The sequence below is a fragment of the Candidatus Glassbacteria bacterium genome (genome assembly GCA_019456185.1).
GTDB lineage: Bacteria > Gemmatimonadota > Glassbacteria > GWA2-58-10 > GWA2-58-10 > JAJRTS01.
Genome location: VRUH01000019.1, coordinates 18,166 through 37,289 on the forward strand (window position 1 = coordinate 18,166; position 19,124 = coordinate 37,289).

A 19,124-nucleotide genomic window follows, 5' to 3' on the forward strand; every position below is an offset into this window, starting at 1 on the left:
CGGCGATTCGTTGCCTGCGGCCTTTCAGTATCTGGATGCCTCTCATCGGACCCGGCGCAAAATACAGCGCCGGGTCCGATGATTTAACACAAACGCAAATATATCAGTTGTAAGAAGTGAAGGCATGATCGGCGCAAAGTGAAACCGAGCGAAGAAAGCCTAACAATCAGACCGTCTCACGGGGGGGCGCAAGAGGAGACCATGCTCCCGTCAGCACGATCAACACGGGGTATTACCCTGATCGAACTGATGATCGTCATGACCATGCTGGCGATCGTCATTACCGTGGGTGCGCCGAGTTTCGGCGGTTTCATCAAGGAAGGGCGGCTCAAGTCCGGCATGCGGGCGGTTGCTGTCTCGATCCAGACCGCCCGCCTCAAGGCAATCAATTCCAACCGCCGGGCCTATCTCGATTTCGCCCCCGGTTCGCTTACTCCCGCCGACAGTTTCTACACGATCTGGCTGGATGTCGACGGCGACCTGAGCTACGATGACGGCGAGGCCGACAGCAGCGGCCTGGCAATGCCGGAGACTAAAAGCGGAATCAGCGGGTTCAGGCTTCCCCGGGGAGTCAATTTCGGAATCAGCGGAGTTGCTACCGGGCCCGACGGGATGGCGATAGCCGCGGACGGAGTCAATTTCGGCGGCAACGACGATGTCAGTTTCAACGGTCGCGGCGAGGCCTCCTCGGCCGGAGTAGTCTATATCACCGGCGAGAACGGCAGTATCTATTCCGTGACGGTTACCTCGCTGGGAGCGGTGCGCACCTGGCGCTGGGAGGACAACCAGTGGAAATAAAAAGTATCCTTAACGACCGCCGGGGGTTCTCCCTCGTGGAGATAACGCTCGCGATGGTAATCGGCTCAATCGGCCTGCTGGCCCTGGCCGGCATCCTGGCCTACACCATGAAGAGCAACCGCATGGCCACCGACATCTCGATCGCCACCTCGCTGTGCCGTCAGAAAATAGAACGGATCAAGCTCACCGAGTACAACTACGTTGTCGATGAGACTGAGACAGGGCTCGACGCCAGCGGCGCCAGTATCGAAGGCGAGGAAGGCAAGTATATCCGGGTCACCGAGGTGGTAGCCGACGAAGCCGCGATCAACACTAAAACCATCACGGTCACTGTCTATTACGGCGGAAACACCGAAAATGAAGCCAAACGGGCTCAGATCAAAACGATTATTTATCCCTGAGCTCCGCAGAGCGGAGGCGGCAAGATGAGAACAGCCCCATGGAAAGGCACCGGCGGGTTCAGCCTGGTGGAGATGTTGATCGGGCTGACGATCACGATGATCATGGTCGGAGCTTTTATCAACCTGTTGATCAACCAGAATAAGGGCTACTCCAGCGAAAGCCTGCGCCAGGAGATGAATATCACCGGCCGCGTGGCCATGGACGAAATCCACCGCGAGGCGATGAACGCCGGCACCGGACTGCCCGGCCTGTTCCCCTCGATTCAGATCCGCGACGGGGGCAGCACGGAGCCGGACACGATCACGTTTATCTACGTGCCCCAGACCAATATTTTTCTCGAGTTCTCCACCAGTCCACCGCCCAACGCCAACGCCAACTCGATGAAGTTCAGCGCCTCATCCGACGACGACTCGCTGATAGTCGGCGAGCACCTGATAATCTACGACGAATCCTCGTTCAACATCATCGAGATTACCAGTATTAACACTTCCTCGCATACCGCCGTTTTCATACCGCCTGCGGGTGTCAACACCCCCGACGGCCTCGCCAAAGCCTATGACCCGGCCACCACGGTCATTACAAGAGTAAGCGTCTCATCCATAACGGTGGACAAAACCGACGCCGATCACCCGTCGCTGATCAAATTCAAGGGCAGTACAATTCTCGGCGAAGTTGCCTACGACATTGAAAACCTCCAGGTTGTTATTTACTTCGAGGACGGCGACACGGCCAGCGTGGCCGACACAACCGACGGGGACAGTACGAACGACCCGATGGATCTGGTCGCTGTGGAGGTGACCGCCACGGCGCGATCGAGCCGGCCCGACACGGAACGCAATCAGGTAGGCGACCACTACTGGCGTCAGAAGTTCACCGCGATGGTGGCGCCGCGTAACCTGATCTACTGAGCACTCTTCGGGGGGGGGCCATCCCTAGGAGCGCAACAATGGGAGTTCTTCGCAGGACTATCACCAGCCAGCGCGGGGTCGCGCTGGTGACGATGCTGCTGCTGTTGAGCGCGCTGACAATCCTGTCCGTCGGATATATCTATGTCAGCTCGATAGATACCCAGTTGGCAGGCAACATGTATCAGAACAGCCGCGCGTTCTACGCCGCCGAGGCCGGCGTGGAGAAAGCGCTGTCGAATATCCAGAGCCTGCTCGACGGTTCCGGGGCGATGACGGACGACGATCTGGCCGCGATCCTGCCCCCCGATATCGACGATTTCAGCTGGGAGGAGTTCAGTGTCGTCCGGGCCGATTCCAGTTTCGTGGACACTGTCACCACCGGACCCTACCAGGGGATGGTCTCTGTCAACCAGCCGATCACGATCACCTCAAGGGTGCTCGGGCCCAGAAACAGCCGCTACCACATCGTCGTGGAAGTGGAGGGTATCCAGATCCCGGTGTTCCAGTTCGGCGTGTTCTACAACGACAGCCTGGAAATCCACAACGGCCCCGTCATGGACTTTATCGGCCGAATCCACACCAACAGCGACCTGTTCCTGGGCACCAACTCCACCACCTGGTTCCACAAAATGATCACTATCGCCGGTGACCTCTACCGCTTCCGGATCTGGAACGGCGAGACTTTCGGCGGTTCGCTGATGATCTCCGATCCCGACAGCAATTTCGTGGCCCTGACCTACGACAGCCAGACTTACGCAGGTAACGACGAGGGGTTCGTCACCCAGACCACCGCCGATTTCAACGGCCGGCTGCGTACCCGCGCCCACAATATCACTCCCCTGGGCATGCCGATCGCCGCCGGGCTGGACCCGATCGAGATTATCCAGCGGCGCATCGGCGGAGATGACGCCAGCCTGGTTTCCGAACGGCTTGACTGGAAAGCCGATACCCGGATTTACGCGGATCCCTCGCTGAGCACGGTTTCGATCATGAACAACGACGGCAATCCCAAGGTGCTGGCTGATCCCTCGGCCGTTTACGCCAGTTACGACGCTTTCTACGACGACCGCGAGGGCGAGTGGACCGACCTGATGATTATCGATGTGTCCAAGCTGACCGCCGCCGACCTCGGCGACGGGGTAATCTACGTCTCGATCGAAGAGGATCCCGGGCGGCACAAAGGCATTAAGCTGATTAACGCCGGCTCCCTGCCGGCGCCGATGACGGTGGCCAGCGATAACGCGATCTACATCCAGGGCGATTACAACACGACTTCCTGGCAGCCCTCGGCCATAATGGGCGATGCGGTCATCCTGCTGAGCAACAGTTGGGTGGATGCCGACAACGCCAACGTCAGCGCCAACACCCAAGTGGCGTCCAGCACCACCTACTACCTGGCGATGATTTCCGGCGATACTCCGAACGCGAGTGCCTACAACGGAGGGCTGGAGAATTTCCCGCGCTTCCTGGAGAACTGGAGCGGGCAGACCGCTACAATCTACGGCTCGATGGTCAACCTGTTCCTGAGTGAAAACGCCGTCGGCCAGTGGAGCTACGGCGACCCGGTTTACCGGGCCCCCACCCGGGACTGGTGGTTCGAGGTCCGCTTTCTGGACTTCAACAACCTTCCGCCGGGGACCCCGTCGGTGGGAACCGTGCTCAGGATCGCCTTCCGCCAGGAGTTTTTCCTCTGAAGCCTGGAGAGACTCATCGTAAAAAAAGCCGTCCGGGATAACCCGGACAGCTTTTTTTACGGTGATATGAACAAGAAATACGCTTTTGCCGATAAAATCATGGCTAGAAACTGTACCCCAGCGAAACCCGGTGTGTCTGCTCCAGGTCGCGATGGCCCACCCAGGCGTAGTCGGCGGCCAGTCCGCGCAGGATGAACCCGGCCCCGAACGAGGGGTTGTTCTCATCGAGGCCGCCCCGCAGGAACATCCTCTCGTACATTGAATACTCGGCTCCCAGATGCAACAGGCTCATCAGGTAGCGGCTGTCGCTGCGGTAGTTTCTGCGGCGACTTTCCAGCGGCACCGAGATTTCCACCGCCGGGCGCAGCAGGCCTCCCGGGATACGGACTCCCTCGGCCAGCGCGACCCCGCCGGAGAGCCACGGCTTGATATACTCCCGCTTGCCGGTGGAAAATGCGAGAAACGATGTGGTCACATCCCTGGCCGACAGGCTCCACAACAGGGAGACTCCGCGGAATTCGGCGGCAAACACCGCGCCGATATCGAAGCCGAACCCCGTGGCGGTAACATCGAGATAGCGCTCGTGGAGCAGCTTGAAGTTGGCACCGATATGGTGCCGCTCGCCCAGTTTTCTGCCCAGACCGGCGATCAGGGCGAAATCGTTCTTGCTCACGTAACGCTCGATCACAGGCCGGTTGTCCTCACCCGGCGGCCTGTCCGGGTCGGGCAGCCCGGTGACCGGGATCCCGCCCACTCCCAGATGAATCAGCCCCAGCGCAACTGTCAGAGGAGTCTCCCTCTGCTCCAGCCTGCGCGAGTAGCCGACGAAATTATAGCTGACCTCGCCGCCGAACCGCTCGCTGTGCATGAACACAAAACTGTGCGGCCGCTCGCCCTCGGTGCGCGACAAGCCTGCCGGGTTCCAGTAGAGCGCCTCCGGTCCGGTCGCCAGGGTATGGAACGCGCTGCCCATCCCCAGCCCCCGCGCCCCGACCCCGATACTGAACGGTTCACCGGCATACTTGCTCTGGGCAAACAGTGGCTGAGCCGCTGCCAGCAGGCAGCTCAGCACCAGCAAATTGATTCTATTCATCAGCTTGTTCACAACAGCTTTCATTGTCCAGGAATCACTTGACAACAGGGGATCGGAAAGGATAAAATGGGCTATTCCCGCGGGGGTGGTTCGCGGCAATTGCTCTTCACGGCCGCGCCACCGGCCGGCACTGCCCCGCAAAAAGCACTTACCGGAACGCTGCATGAAAAAACTCAGTCTCTTCACACTTCTGCTCTGCCTGGTGCTGATCGGTCTCATGCCCGAGGACAGCGGCAGAAAAATCCAGGCGTCCTTCCCGAATTTCGTCACCGAAGCGGTCTCGGCCGACAGCGAGTTCGCTGTCATGGACCAGGGACGGCCTGTAATCATCAGTGCCGAAAACCTGGCCGAAGGTGAAAAGATGTTCGAGCGTTTCTGCACCGGCTGCCATTCCGCTCCGCTGGTATTCAAAAGCGGAGCCCTGGCAGGTGAAGTCGACTCGCTGGTGGTGGCGATGTTCGAGAAAGACGGCACCGTTATCGAGGCTCACGAACACAGACAACTCGTGCTCTACCTCAAGTCCCGCCTGCCCCGCCAGTAAACTCAGCCCTCGGGCTGTTTCCTGGGGCCCGCTGCTGATACCCGGCTAACCGGTTGCCTGTTTCAAATCTCATTCATTATCCGGCAAAATTTCGGTGATCACCGGAATATTGGCCGTCAGGTATTTAGAACGGCCGCTCCAGAGGCGGATCACGGGCAGGGACAGCGCCAGCCCGCCCAGCGCCGAGAGCAGCGCCAGCGTATCGTCACCCAGACCAAGGCCAAGCCGCTCCTTAAGCCCCAGCGCGAGCAATATAGCGCCCAGCATGAATGCCAGCGGTAAGATGTAGAGCACGACACTGCCGCGGATCACCACCTCCTCGTCAACCGCGATCTCCACCCGGTCGCCGGGCTTTGCGTCCAGGGGGTTTCTGACCAGGGCAATCGTGTTCTGGCCGGATTCGAGCAGGGTGACATGGCAGGCCCCCTCCTGATGGCAGCCATCGCACATGGCGCTGCGCGAGACCTCGACCTGGGCCATCCCGCCTTCACTGCCGATCACTTTCCCCCGGCTGCAGATCGTCGCTGTGCTCGTCGGCTTCATCGCTGATCCCCGTCGGGATTCCGGCCAGTTCCGCCAGGTGTTCCGCCTGAGATTTCAGGCCGGTCATCCCGCTCAAGTCGTATTCGGTATAGTCGCAGTCGGCCTCATCCAGCCGCAGCAGCACTCCCTCGATCACTTCGGCGATCCGGTCCGACGGGATACTGGCCTTGCGGCTCTCCAGACGGGTCGTGACCGCCCCGCTTTCATCCAGCTCGAACGCCACCGCCGCCAGTTCGAGACGGTTGCCGTCCTGCCTGCGGGTGGCGATCAGGAAGTTCCAGTCGTGCTCTCCGCGCTGGAGACGATCGAACAGGTAGAGCCGATGGTAATCCACTTCCTGTCCCGGCCAGGCGCTGCCGATCACCTCCAGCAGCTGGGATGCGCTGAACGCGGCCTTTTCCCCTGACTTCTGTCCGTCCGTATCGTTCAATTGCTCACTCCGCACCGTTTCCACCGTGCTCTCTGCGCAGTTGCCTGACCGCGTCCACCATGTTGCGCAGGCTGGGCTTAACTTCCTCCCAGCCCCTGGTTTTCAGGCCGCAGTCGGGATTGACCCACACGTTCTCGGGCGGAAGGTACTCCAGAATCTGATGCAAGTGCTCCACCATCTCGGCGGTAGTCGGCACCAGCGGCGAGTGGATATCCCAGACGCCCGGGCCGATATGGTTCGGGTATTTACGGTCGCGGAACACCTGCAGCAGCTGTCCTCCGGCCCGCGAGTTCTCGATCGAGATCACATCGGCGTCCATGGCCTCGATCTGCTCGATAATAGTGTTAAAATCGCTGTAGCACATGTGACTGTGGACCTGAGTGGATGAGTCGGCTCCACCGGCCGAAAGCCGGAACGCATCGACCGCCCATTTCAGATAGGCGTCCTGTTTGTCCTTCTGCAGGGGCAGCCCCTCGCGCAGCGCCGGTTCGTCGACCTGCACCACTCCGATTCCTGCTTTTTCCAGGTCGGTGAGTTCATCTCGTATCGCCAGCGCAATCTGCCGGCAGACATCGCCGCGGGGAATGTCCGAGCGCACGAACGACCAGTTGAGCATGGTCACCGGCCCGGTGAGCATACCTTTCATCGGCTTCCGGGTGCGCGACTGGGCATACTCGCTCCAGCGCACGGTCATCGGCCCGCGACGGTGGACGTCGCCGTAGATCACCGGCGGCTTAACACCCCGGCTGCCGTAGGAGATAACCCAGCCGTTGCGGGTGAAATAATAGCCCTCGAGCTGCTCGCCGAAATACTCCACCATGTCGTTGCGCTCGAATTCACCGTGCACCAGCACATCGATACCGTATTCCTCCTGGAGTTCCACCAGGTCGTCCACCAGTTTAGCGATCTGCCTGTCGTATTCCTCCTGGGTCAGCTCCCCCTTGCGCAGACGGGCGCGCAGACGCCTGACCTCGCGGGTCTGCGGGAAAGAACCGATAGTCGTGGTGGGGAACAGCGGCAGGCCCAGCTTTTCGTTCTGTTTCACGATCCTTGTTTCGAACGGTTCGCTGCGGCTGAAATCCTTGTCGCTGAGACTGTTCATCCGCTCGCGCACGGAGGGTACGTTTTTCAGCGCACTGCCCGCGGCAGCCTCCGTCGCCCGGCGGCTGCGATCCAGCACGGCCCGGTCGCTGTCCGATGCGTTCCCGGCCACAGTCCGGGCCAGGGCGGTCAGTTCGGACACTTTCTCGCGGGCGAACGCCATCGAATCCTGGACTTCCCGAGGCAGGTGGTCCTCACCGGCCATCGTGACCGGCACGTGCATCAACGAGCAGCTGCTGGAAAGCGCCAGCTTGTCCTCGCCGACTGCATCGCCAAGACCGCTGACCAGTTCCAGCACGGCGTCCGGATCGCAGACCCAGATATTGCGCCCGTCGACCACACCGGCGAACAGTGTTTTGTCCGCGGGAAAGCCCTTGCCGCGGATCAGCTCCAGGTTTTCCGGCCCGTGCACGAAGTCCAGCCCGATCCCGTCGACAGGCAGGTTGGTGAGCGTATCGTAGTTGGGTCCCACGTGATCGAAATAGGTCTGGATCACTAGTTTCGCCTCGCCGGCCGCGCTTTTCAGTTCGCCGCAGGCCTTGGCCAGCGCCGCGCGCGCACTGTCGCCATAATCGGCGGCGAAACAGGGTTCATCGAGCTGGATCCAGTTTACAGCGCGGCCCGCCAGTTTTCCGAGCAGTTCGCGGTAGACCGGCAGCAGGCTGTCCAGCAGGTTCAGGGTATCGAATCCGTCCTCTCCGCGGCCAAGCAGGAGGAAACTCAGCGGACCGATCAGCACGGGCATAGCCGGAACGCCCTGCTCCAGTGCCTCGTCCACCAGGGCCAGCAGGCTATCCGGCGCCAGCTTGAACGTGGTCCGCTCCGAAAATTCGGGGACCATGTAATGGTAGTTGGTATTGAACCATTTGAGCATGCTCAACGGCCGCACGTTGCCGGAGTCTCCTTTGGCGCCGCGGGCCATCGCGAAATAACGCTCCAGGTCCAGAGCCTGGCCGGCGAACGGGAACCTGGCCGGCACGGCGCCGGTCATGGCGATCGTGTCCAGCATTTTATCGTAATAGGAGAAATCTCCCACCGGCACCATGTCCAGGCCTGCGGAGTTAAGAAATTGGTAGTTTTCACGACGCAATGCAGCGCTCTTCCGCTCCAACTCGTCTTCGGAAATATCCCCGCGCCAGAAGGCCTCCACGGCAAACTTCAACTCGCGTTGAACGCCTAACCTGGGGAAACCCTGGAGACTCGAAAGCATTCTACTCTCCTTTATTGGAAAAAATAGCCCGAAAAAGCCACTTATCACCTCAACCGGCATCAATATAATCAATGGCGGCGGCGGGGAAAATGTTTTGGACGGAAAAATCTACTATTGAGAGATATCCGGGCCGGCAATCTTGATTGTGAACCGGATTCGGCGTAACCGGGCGATTACGCTCACTGTCCGGCCAGGAAACAGGAGTGTGGCATAAGGAGGAGATATTTCAAATCAAGCCTGACCGGGACAGGCTCACGCACCGATACCCCAGGCCGAGAGATCGTCATCCTGGTCCGGACGGCCTTGTTTGCGGCCGCCGGTGTCCTTGCTGCTCCGTAAGCCTTCCGTACTGCACAGCAGCGCGATACCGGCCACCAGAAAGATAACCTCGCAGACCTGGACGGCTTTTTTCAGCTTCGCCATCGTCGCAACCTTCGTGAGAGGGAAGAATCTATACATTCAACCATTTGCAAGTCTCATTCCAACTTTCATCACTGCGCCCAGTTACTCCAAAGGCGGTTCCCGCCTGCATTCAATCAACAATACGAAGCACTGATAGTTGCGCATCGTCAGGAAAATCCTTCCGTTTCCGTGCCTCCCCCCCATACCGGTCGGCCGGTTGACAGATCAGTATCGATCTCGTATTATGCTTACATCGCCACCTCAGTCACATGCACCGTCCACCGCAACAGGAGCAGCCGGATGCCATCCGATTGGAGAATGAGACGTAAGGAGTTTTTGACCAGGTGCGCCCAGGCGGCGGCAGGGATGGGTATGGGAATAAGCTTGTCCTGCGGCAGGTCCTCAGAAACAGCCGGCGAAAACGGCGATAATGGGAACCCGGATGCCACCCCCCCGGTCAGCACTTCCTCGGGAATCCGCAAACTGGGCCGCCCGGAGATCGAGGTGACCGAAATCGGATTCGGAGCCAGCCGGACGATGGACCCGACGCTGATGAATTACGCGTATGAGAAAGGAATCACTTTTTTCGATACGGGCCGCGCCTACTACAACGGCCAGAACGAGATCGTGGTGGGCAAGGTGTTTAAGGATCGCCGGCATCAGATCGTGATCAACAGCAAGTTGCCGCCCAACGGGCTGGAAAAAATGCGCGGCGATCTGGAAGCCAGCCTGACCGCCCTGCAGACCGACTATATCGACTGCCTGCTGATCCACGGCGCGTCCGAACCGGAACACATCTACAGCGACCAGACGATTGAACTGCTGGAAACCGCGCGGGAGCAGGGAAAAATCCGCACGTTCGGATTCAGCGTGCATACCGAAGCATTCCGCCTGCTGGGCCTGGCGGCGGAAAAAGGCTTCCACGAGGTGGTGATGGTGCCCTACAACTTCCTGGGCGGTTTCACGCACATGCTCGGCGGCCACACGTCCCAGTGGGACGCCGAAGTATTAGAAGACAAAATCGAGGCCTGCGGCAAAGCGGGAATCGATATTATCGGGATAAAAACCTGCTCCGGCGGTTATCTGAAAGACAGCCAGGGGCGGGAGAGCTATGCGGCAGCGCTTAAGTGGGTGCTGCAGAACCCTTACGTGAAAACCACGGCCACGGCGATGGGCAATTTCCAGCAGATCGAGGAGAATATTGCGGCGATGGGGTCCGAAGGCGCGCTCGATGACCGCGATCAGCGGGCGCTGGCCGCATACGCCGCGGCCTACGGCGCGGAGTTCTGCCGGATGTGCGGCTCGTGCAGCGGGCAATGCCCGGCGGGGGTCCGGGTGGCCGAGATCAACCGCCTGCAGATGTACGCCGAGAGCTATGGCGGGGACATGGCGCGTGAAGCGCACAAATCCTATGCGGCCCTGGGTGGAAGCAACGCGGCTTCATGCAGCGGCTGCGACCAATGCCGGGTTGACTGCCCCTGGGGCCTGGCCCTGGGCCCCAAACTGAGAAGGGCGCACAGCCTGCTGGGGTGAGATAAAAATTAAATCTTGTTAACAAAAAAGGCGGACCCTGATTGTCCGCCTTTTTTTATTTCCAATCAACCCATTTTTCAACTCGTTACTGTATGTCCAGCCGCAGAACTCCGGCCGGTCCGAACGGCGGCACGACAATTTCAATCCTGTTCTCGGCCGGTGAACTGACTCGCAGCGGCACAGCCCGTGGCGCTCGCGACGCCGCCTGCCAGCTTGCCCGGTTAAATCTGTCCGCTCCCGGGAATGACAATGCAACAGTGAAACTCGCGCTGCGGATCTCCTCGGTGATCGCCACACCGGGCTGAACCAGACAAAGCACCAGCTCGAACTCACCGCTCACCCGGGCGGAGGGCACCTGAAAGAGCTGACTCCGGACTCCCGAAGGCAGTTCAAGCCCCACGGGATCAAGCCGCCACTGACGGCCGGTCAGCTGAGCGAACAATGGACGGTAAGCCCGGCCGAGCTGCTGGTCCCGCTCCAGCTCGCCGTGCGAGGCGATTACACCCTGAACCAGTTTTTCCTTGAGCAGTTCCTCCAGTTCAACCAGCGTCAGATCGTCGCCAGCCACTCCCGGATCGGAAATCACGGGACGCCACAAGCCGAGCAGCGCCGCGCCGCGCAAGTCGGCCGGATCGACACCGGTGAAGCAGATCATATCCACACCTTTGGCCTCGACAACCCTGGAGGGCGGCGAGATGATTGTCAACTTGCGCTGCTGGCTGACCAGCTCGATCAGCTTTTCCCCGACCCTGACCCTGTTGGCTGCCAGGTCGCTGGCCGGGCGGTTGTGCACCACAGTCAGGCTGTCGTCGTGGGCGAAATCGATACCCGTTGTGCTCCAGTCAGCGAAATAGTATCCCAGCGCCTGCGGGTAGAGGTCGAGCATCTGCCTCTGCTGCTCCATCATCGCTCTGCCGAACGGGCTCTCAGCACCGGCGTGCATCATCAGCCTGCCCGGTCCGGCGGAAATCGGCTCGCCCTCTTCGTTCTCGGCAATGTCCGAACCATAACTGCTCTCAGCGATAAAACGTTCGCAATAGGAGTTCCACGCTCCGTCCAGCACGGCGCTGATCTTGTACTGGATCAGGTTGTCGATCACACCGCGCACCCGGCTCACCGAGATTTCTCCGTAGGCGCTGTCGGGTTCGCTGCGCCAGGAGAAATCATCGAACCGCAGCGCCTGGGGCGGTACCCATTCGCCGCTGCGGAATACGTTCCAGGCCAGACGGACCGTGCGCACGCCCGAGTTCTGGTCCCGGGTCAGACGCCAGACCGGGGGAAGTTCCGGGGCCATCGAACTGAGCGGGGTTTCGGCGGAGGCGATCCGCCTGGGAGCTTCGAAATACTCCCTGTATTTTTCAGCATATACCCGCAGGGCGTCGCGCCATCCCGGCTCATGGGCGTAAAGCCACAGACCGGTCCGCAGGCTCCTGGTTCCCGATGCGCCAGCCAGGTCGAACGTTACGCGCAGCCAGTCGCACTCATCGATACGCGGTGCAACGCCGCCGGGCACCAGCGACGGCTCCACTTCGAACACGACCCGCACCACCGGCAACTCCAACGGGACAGCCACGGTGATTGCCGGGCCGTCATGCCGCCAGAGGGAAATCAGTGGAATCCGCATCCGGCAGTCATCGCCTGCGCCCGGTCCGTAGACGAATCGCCTGCGCCTGCGGCCGACTGTTTCGCACCTGGTTTCGCACCCGGGCACCCAGACCGTGCTGCCGCGCTGAATCGGGAGCATGACCGTAAAATCCAGCGAGCGCAGAGGAGCGTCTTCGTCATCCGGTCTCACCTCGTAGTCCAGGAACACACCCTCGCGGGTGCCGATTACACGCTGGGCCACGCGGTAACCATCCGGCAGAATCAGCTTATCGAACTCTACCTTGTCCTCACCGTCCTCGAATCCCAGCACGAGCACGGAATCGGTCAGCGAACTGACAGTCCTCCCGGTAAGCCCGTCGGTGATAGAGGTCGAAAACCAGGCGAGTCGGTCCTGATCGGGCCAGGGCCGCAGCAGTTCCTCGCCGCTGGCGGTGTGAACAATGCTGGTGATCCGGGCGCTGAGCGAGTGCAGTTTCAACTCGACACCGCCGCCTTTAACCTCGATTATCTTGTCCTCGAGATTCTTCAGCGGAGGTTGCAGCGAGCAGGAAACACTCAGCAAAGCCGAGGCAGCCAGAGAGATGGCTGCTGCACCGAATCCGTGATTATGAGATATCAATTTCAACTGTCGCTCCCGGCGCATTGGTAATTGGATACGAAGACCTGAGCCTGACAACCTTCATCTGAATTTAATACTTAATTCCGCTCATGTCTCGCTCAAGGTTTTACGGATCAATCCGGCGGCCTTTTCCGCTCCGATTACGCTGACCACCGACGGCAGGTCGGGGCCGTGGGGGGTCCCGGTCAACGCCAGCCGGACCGGCATGTACAGCAGCTTGCCTTTAACTCCGGTGCCCTCCTCAACATCCTTGAACAGGGTCTTGACTTGCCCGGGCTCAATTTCACCCTTAACCCGCTCCAGGCCGCCGGCCATCGCCTCCAGCACCTTGCGGGCGTCGGGGTGAGCGGCCAGCTCCCGGTTCTCGCCCTCCAGGGGCGCGCTCCGGCCGGCAAAACCCTCCAACCGCCCCGTTACATCGGTCAGCAATTCCAGCTTGTCCCGGCAGGCTTCCACCACTAACCGCCACTGGCGGCTGTCGAAACTTTTCCGGGCACCGCCGGCGAATTCGGCCATCAGCCCGGCCAGCCTGTCTTCTGGAAGATGCCTGATATGCTTGCCGTTAAGCCAGCGCAGTTTTAGTGGATCGAACACAGCCGCGCTCTTACCCAGCCGGTCGAAATCGATCTCGGAGCGGATCCGCTCCACTCCAAGGAACTCCTCGCCCGAGGGCGACGACCAGCTCAGCAGGCTGAGGTAATTGATCAGTGCCTGGGGGAGATAACCCGAGCGGCGGTACTCGGCGAGGCTGGTGGCCCCGTGGCGCTTGCTCAACAGCTTGCCGTCGGGGCCGAGGATCATCGGGATATGGGCGAAACCGGGCGCCCGGGCGCCCAGCGCCCGGTAAAGCATCAACTGGCGCGGAGTGTTGCTGATATGCCCGTCGCCGCGCACGACGTGGCTGATCCTCATCGCCAGATCGTCGGCCACGACAGCGAAATTATATGTCGGCCGGCCGTCTGAGCGCAGGATGATGAAATCGGAAATCGTGGCGTTTCCCACCTCGATCGCGCCTTTGGCCAGATCGGTCCAGGCACTGGAGCCTTCGGGTACGCGGAAACGGATCGAGGCCGGATCATCATCGCTTCCGGGCCTGTCCGGGCCGCTCAGGTGCCCGCGGTATACCGGCTGGCCCCCGTCAGCAAGCCGCTCCCTGCGCCAGGCTTCCATCTGCTCATCGTCCAGCCGGCACCAGTAGGCAACCCCCTGCTCAACAAGCTGCAGCGCCAGCTTACGGTATGTATCCTTGCGCTCGCTCTGGCGGTACGGGCCGAAATCGCCGCCCGTATCCGGCCCCTCAGCCCAGTCCAAGCCAAGCCAGCGGAGGTCCTCGAGGATACTGGCTTCACTCTGGCGGGTGGAGCGCTCGGTGTCGGTGTCCTCGATCCGCAGGATAAACTGACCGCCGAACCGACCGGCCAGCAGCCAGTTCAGGATCGCCGTACGCGCGTTGCCGATATGCAGCAGTCCAGTGGGCGATGGCGCGAACCGTACCCTGAATTTTTTATCGTTCACAGACCGTCACCTTCCAAATTATTCGCGCTGGTTATTTTGTTCCGTTCCCGTTGCGCCGGGCCAGGCGCTGTGCCCGGTGACGGCGAACGCTGCGAAACCAGAAAAAGATGCCCACAACTACCGCCGCCGCCGCCAAGCCCAGCCCCAGGTTCACTTCCCGCAGCAATGACTTGATAAACTCCCAGCGCCGTCCCAGCGAATACCCCAGCCAGACCAGCAGGCCGTGCTGAACCACGATCGAGCAGGCCACCGGGACAATGAACTTACGCGCCTTGAACCTGCTCACACCCGCGAACAGGGGCACAACCGAGCGCAGGCCCACCAGAAAACGGCTGAAAAAAATCGCAAGCTGGCCCCACTTACGGTAAAACAGGGCTACCCGGGCCAGCAAGTCATGGTGGAACAACCTTTTATGCCGGATGATAAATTCCCGGCCACGGCTGATACCGATGTAATAGAGCAGGATATTACTGCCCAGATTGCCCGCGGCGGTAAACAGAAACACAGGCAGCGGCGCAAGCATCCCTCGTCCGGCCAGGTACGCACCGAATACCGTGATCGTATCTCCGGGGAAGGGCGGGAAGATGTTCTCCAGCGCCGAGGTGGTCATCAGCAGAACGTAAATCAGCCAGGGCGGGACCGCTGCCACCGTATCGAATATCAGTGTTTCGAGTGAGATTTCGACTCGCCTTTCGTGGTTACTTAAGAATCTTTGGCTTCCCCGCCGACCAGTACCACAGCCCGTGCGGCCACAGCCTCCTCCCGCCCTACCGGCCCGACACCCTCGTTGGTCTTGGCCTTGACATTCACCGCTGCGAGATCCATCTCCAGGATACCGGCGATCCTGGCCCTGATTTTTTCCATGTGAGGTGCTAGCCTGGGCCGCTGGGCGATAACAGTCGCGTCCAGATTGACCGGTATCCAGCCGAGAGCGGCCACTTTTGCGGCTGCCCGCCGCAGCAGCACCGCGCTGTCCGCGTCTTTATATTCGGGATCGTCGTCGGGGAACAGCCGGCCGATATCCCCGGCGGCGGCCGCTCCCAGCAGCGCGTCGGTGATTGCGTGCAGCAGCACGTCGGCGTCGCTGTGGCCGGCCAGCCCGAACTCGTAAGGAATTTCCACACCGCCGATTATCAGCCGACGGCCCCGCTCCAGGCGGTGGAGGTCATAGCCCTCGCCAATCCTGAACGGCAGACCCGTCATCGGCCCCTCCAGTTTCCAGCGGACAAAGTCCAGGTCCGCCTCTGCGGTCAGCTTGATATTCCCGTGGTCGCCCGGTACGATCCTGACCTCGTGGCCGAACCTCTCGCAAAGCGCCGCGTCGTCGGTGGCCTCGACTCCCTCCCGCCGCGCCCGACGGTGAGCGTCCAGGATCAGCTTGAGGCGGAATGTCTGCGGAGTCTGGGCCAGCCACAGGTTCTCCCGGTCCAATGTGCCGGCAACCACGCCGCCCTCGCCGCGCTTAACCGTATCGCGCATCGAGGCGCAGAGCATCGCGCAACCAAACTCGTCGGCCACCTCGAACGTGCGGCGGACAAGCTCCGGGTTTACCAGCGGACGGGCCGCATCATGGATTGCGACCAGCTTGGCGCCGCTGTCCTCCAGCGTTGCGAGAGCGTTGTACACCGACTGCTGCCTGGTTTCGCCGCCCTCGGCCAGATGGACGATTCCACGCTCGCGCTCATTCAGTTCAGGGCTGAAATTTTCCAGCGTGTCGCCCGGCAAAGCCACGACAATCCTGACAACTTCCGGCAGCGCCAGGAACGGGCGGAAACTGTGCTGCAGGATACTCGCCCCGCCGATCCGGATAAACTGCTTGCGGATGTCGCCGCCCATGCGCAGGCCCCTGCCCCCGGCGGCGATCACCGCCGCGCAAGGCGGCAGTTTTTTCGCTTTGGATTTACTCATCGGATATCCGTTGCTTTTCAGAAATACGATCAAAAACCCGGAATGCCAGCAGAAGGGCAAAAAACACAACCCCCTGTTTCCCCCTTTATCAAGGGGGACTAAAACTACATCGCTCTGACCCCGATGGAAGTCCGATCATAGCTTTTCAATTTCCTCTAGGCAAAGGGGGTGCCCGCCGCGGGCAGGGGTGGGTAGTCATGCTCCGGGGTGGTGCAAGATAAAGCCGCCCGGCGCCAGGTTCAAGCATCGCGTGCGGAATCCGGCGCCAGGGCTTCCCGGACAGCCTCGGCCAGACGGTCGCAGGAGGAAACTTCAATGCGTCCGCCCCCACCGTCCTCATCACGCACCGGCGGGCAGACTATCCTGCCGAATCCCAGCTTGGCGGCCTCCGCGCAACGCCGCTGCATGTGTCCCACCGAACGCAGTTCACCGCCCAGGCCGACCTCGCCGGCGAACACCGCCCGCGGGTCGAGCGGCTTGTCACGCAGGGCGCTGAAAAGTCCCAGGCAGATACCCAGGTCGGCGGCCGGTTCCACCAGCCGAAGGCCGCCGGCGACATTGACAAACACGTCATGGCTCGAAAGCGGCAGACCCAGCCGTTTTTCGAGAATCGCGAGCATGATCGCCAGGCGGCGGCTGTCGTAACCGGTGCTGACTCGCTGGGCGGTCCCGTAGCCCGTGGGCGTTACCAGCGCCTGGACCTCCACCAGCAGCGGGCGGGTACCCTCCATGGTGCAGACCACCGCCGAGCCGGGCGCTCCCTCGGTGCGGCCCTCCAGGAAATAGCCGCTCAGGTCGCTCACCTCTTCCAGACCGGAGCCGCTCATGCGAAACAGGCCGATCTCGTTGGTGGAGCCGAACCGGTTCTTGACCACGCGCAGGATGCGGTGGGTCTGGCTGCCCTCGCCCTCGAAATAGAGTACGGTGTCCACCATGTGCTCCAGCAGACGGGGGCCGGCAATCGAGCCGTCCTTGGTGACATGGCCGACAAGGATCACTGTCACCCCGCCGCTCTTGGCCAGCCGGAGGAATCCGGCCGCTGTCTCACGCACTTGCGAGACACTGCCGGGGATCGAGTCCAGGGCGGAGACATAGACCGTCTGGATCGAGTCGACAATCAGCACGTCGGGACGGTCGCGCTCCAGCACCTGCTCCACAGTCTCGAAACAGGTCTCGGTGATCAGCTTCAGCCCATCTCCTCCATCGACTCCCAACCTGCGGGCACGCATGGCGATCTGGCTCGCGCTCTCCTCTCCCGAGAGATAGAGCACCCTGCCGCCACCGTCGGCCAGCCGCCCGGCGAGCTGGAGCATCAGCGTACTCTTGCCGATCCCCGGATCGCCGCCCAGCAGCAGGAGAGATCCCGGCACGAGTCCGCCGCCGAGGATATGGTCCAGTTCGCCGATCCCGGAGCGTAACCTGGGAGGTTCGCCCCCGCCGCCCCTGATCACCTCGGCCAGCAGCACCGCGCCTCCCGGCCCGGCAGCGCCATTACCGACCCTGTGCGACGGCTGGCGGGAGGGGCCGGAGTTCTGGACCACGCGTTCAACCAGGCTGTCCCAGTCTCCGCAGTTGGAACAGCGGCCCTGCCATTTGGCGAACGATGCTGCGCAGGAGGTGCATTCGTATCTGGTTCTTGTTTTAGCCATAATTTGGTACTAAAGCGCCGGGCGGACACATGTGTCCGCCCCTGCAAAAATGCTGATCTCATGGGCGACGCAGGCGTTACCCCTACGGTTAAACTAAAATTAACAACCCCCTGTTTCCCCCTTTATTAAGGGTAAGGGGGATTTTCCAGCGAGTAATCCAGCGGAGGTAAAAATAATATTTCCCCTTAGCAAAGGTGGTGCCTGCTGAAAGCGGGTGGGGGTTGTCTGCAAGAAACAGCTGGCAAATACATAAAAAACCAGTTCAGGATCAAAACGGCGAAATATTAATAAACTTGTCGGGCTGTTCGCGGAATTCGCGGATCAGGTTGCGCGCTTCGAGCGTGGTCGCGCGAAGGTCTTCGTAGAGCCGCTCGTCCCGCATCAGCCTGCCCAGCGTCCCGCGGCCGTCCTCGATTGCCACCAGCATGGTATCCAGCCTGGCCGAGGTGCTTTTCAGCTTGGCGAGCACAGTTGAGATATCGTCCTGATTTTCATCCACGGCACGGCGGATCCTGACGGCGGCGGAATCGAGCGAGGCCATGGTTTCCTCCAGCAGGCGGCCGTAGCTGTCGAACCGCTCACTGAACTCGAGTCCGTTTTTGGTGAGCTGCTCCACGTTATCGAGAGTGCGGTTGAACGTGCCTCCCGGCCCCAGCAGGCTGTCGATCCGGTTGATCAGCCTGCTGGCGTCGGCCAGCAGCAGGTTCGAGCGCTGAGCCACCACCACGCCCTCCTTGATCAGATCGCGCAGCCCGGGCGCCAGATCACCTCTGATCCTCGCGCCGGGACGGATCGGTGCGCCATCGTTGATTTCGAGTTGAAGGTAGGCCTCGCCGAACACGTCGGAGGCATCGATCAGGGCTACGGAGTTTTCATAAAGCGCGATACCGCTGCCCACCGTGAAATTTACCACCGCCTGCCTGCCCTCCAGGAAAATCGACCGCACTCGCCCCACCGGCACACCGGCGACAGTCACGTTATCGCCGACTTTCAGCAGACCCACCTGCTCGTAGCCCGCACTGTAGTTAACCTTGTCCTGACTGGAGAGATAGCCCCTCAGGAAGAACACTGTCCAGAGCACGACCGCAAATGCAGCCACCACCACCACACCGACAATTATCGTTTCCCTGCTGCGGGAATCCATTGTCACAAGCTCCGTTAATGGTTAAACAT

At 61.0% G+C, this 19,124-nt stretch carries 16 protein-coding genes; 6 read left to right on the forward strand and 10 right to left on the reverse strand.

Annotated features, from left to right (window positions below; translation table 11 throughout):
* The first annotated feature begins 201 nt into the window (after positions 1-201).
* The 4 genes from FVQ81_08985 to FVQ81_09000 are packed head-to-tail and all read left to right on the forward strand — an operon-like array spanning position 202 to position 3,802.
* Positions 202-798, forward strand: coding sequence for a prepilin-type N-terminal cleavage/methylation domain-containing protein (locus FVQ81_08985; GenBank protein MBW7996680.1), 597 nt, complete (start codon positions 202-204; stop codon positions 796-798).
* Positions 768-1,199 carry a prepilin-type N-terminal cleavage/methylation domain-containing protein gene (locus FVQ81_08990; GenBank protein MBW7996681.1) on the forward strand — a complete coding sequence of 144 codons (432 nt, stop codon included), beginning with the start codon at positions 768-770 and terminating at the stop codon, positions 1,197-1,199. The genes FVQ81_08985 and FVQ81_08990 overlap by 31 nt, the downstream gene beginning before the upstream one ends.
* 24 nt (positions 1,200-1,223) lie before the next feature.
* The gene (locus FVQ81_08995; GenBank protein MBW7996682.1) at positions 1,224-2,108 is read left to right on the forward strand and encodes a hypothetical protein; all 885 of its coding nucleotides are present in this window, start codon (positions 1,224-1,226) and stop codon (positions 2,106-2,108) included.
* A 38-nt stretch (positions 2,109-2,146) separates the two neighbouring features.
* Positions 2,147-3,802: a hypothetical protein gene (locus FVQ81_09000; protein ID MBW7996683.1), complete on the forward strand. Its 1,656-nt coding sequence runs from the start codon at positions 2,147-2,149 to the stop codon at positions 3,800-3,802.
* A gap of 103 nt (positions 3,803-3,905) precedes the next feature.
* On the opposite strand, the gene FVQ81_09005 is transcribed toward FVQ81_09000, so the two are convergent.
* On the reverse strand, positions 3,906-4,919 hold the full coding sequence (locus tag FVQ81_09005; GenBank protein ID MBW7996684.1) for a hypothetical protein: 1,014 nt from the start codon (positions 4,917-4,919) through the stop codon (positions 3,906-3,908).
* Between the two features lie 139 nt (positions 4,920-5,058).
* Between FVQ81_09005 and FVQ81_09010 the strand changes: the two genes are divergently transcribed.
* Entirely contained in the window at positions 5,059-5,436 is a 378-nt protein-coding gene (locus tag FVQ81_09010; GenBank protein MBW7996685.1) for a hypothetical protein, read from the forward strand.
* Between the two features lie 69 nt (positions 5,437-5,505).
* Here the strand turns inward: FVQ81_09010 and FVQ81_09015 are convergent, their stop codons facing one another.
* From FVQ81_09015 to metE, 3 genes are read right to left on the reverse strand one after another with little or no spacing between them, the layout of a single operon-like run.
* Positions 5,506-5,979 carry a SoxR reducing system RseC family protein gene (locus FVQ81_09015; GenBank protein MBW7996686.1) on the reverse strand — a complete coding sequence of 158 codons (474 nt, stop codon included), beginning with the start codon at positions 5,977-5,979 and terminating at the stop codon, positions 5,506-5,508.
* A complete protein-coding gene (locus FVQ81_09020) occupies positions 5,924-6,409 on the reverse strand; it encodes a hypothetical protein (GenBank protein MBW7996687.1) in 486 nt (161 codons plus the stop codon). The genes FVQ81_09015 and FVQ81_09020 overlap by 56 nt, the downstream gene beginning before the upstream one ends.
* Positions 6,410-6,413: 4 nt before the next feature.
* A complete protein-coding gene (gene metE, locus FVQ81_09025; protein MBW7996688.1) occupies positions 6,414-8,720 on the reverse strand; it encodes a 5-methyltetrahydropteroyltriglutamate--homocysteine S-methyltransferase in 2,307 nt (768 codons plus the stop codon).
* 702 nt (positions 8,721-9,422) lie between these two features.
* On the opposite strand from metE, the gene FVQ81_09030 reads away from it, so the two are divergent.
* Positions 9,423-10,655, forward strand: a complete 1,233-nt coding sequence (locus FVQ81_09030; protein ID MBW7996689.1) for a hypothetical protein — start codon at positions 9,423-9,425, stop codon at positions 10,653-10,655.
* A gap of 85 nt (positions 10,656-10,740) precedes the next feature.
* Here the strand turns inward: FVQ81_09030 and FVQ81_09035 are convergent, their stop codons facing one another.
* From FVQ81_09035 to FVQ81_09060, 6 genes are all read right to left on the reverse strand, one after another.
* The gene (locus tag FVQ81_09035) at positions 10,741-12,885 is read right to left on the reverse strand and encodes a hypothetical protein (GenBank protein MBW7996690.1); all 2,145 of its coding nucleotides are present in this window, start codon (positions 12,883-12,885) and stop codon (positions 10,741-10,743) included.
* Positions 12,886-12,966: 81 nt separating this feature from the next.
* On the reverse strand, positions 12,967-14,394 hold the full coding sequence (locus FVQ81_09040) for a glutamate--tRNA ligase (GenBank protein MBW7996691.1): 1,428 nt from the start codon (positions 14,392-14,394) through the stop codon (positions 12,967-12,969).
* 31 nt (positions 14,395-14,425) lie between these two features.
* On the reverse strand, positions 14,426-15,043 hold the full coding sequence (locus FVQ81_09045; GenBank protein MBW7996692.1) for a DedA family protein: 618 nt from the start codon (positions 15,041-15,043) through the stop codon (positions 14,426-14,428).
* Between the two features lie 53 nt (positions 15,044-15,096).
* Entirely contained in the window at positions 15,097-16,302 is a 1,206-nt protein-coding gene (locus tag FVQ81_09050; protein ID MBW7996693.1) for a 2-C-methyl-D-erythritol 2,4-cyclodiphosphate synthase, read from the reverse strand.
* Positions 16,303-16,541: 239 nt separating this feature from the next.
* Entirely contained in the window at positions 16,542-17,951 is a 1,410-nt protein-coding gene (gene radA / locus FVQ81_09055; GenBank protein MBW7996694.1) for a DNA repair protein RadA, read from the reverse strand.
* A 268-nt stretch (positions 17,952-18,219) separates the two neighbouring features.
* Positions 18,220-19,095, reverse strand: coding sequence for an MCE family protein (locus tag FVQ81_09060; GenBank protein MBW7996695.1), 876 nt, complete (start codon positions 19,093-19,095; stop codon positions 18,220-18,222).
* Between the last annotated feature and the right edge of the window lie 29 nt (positions 19,096-19,124).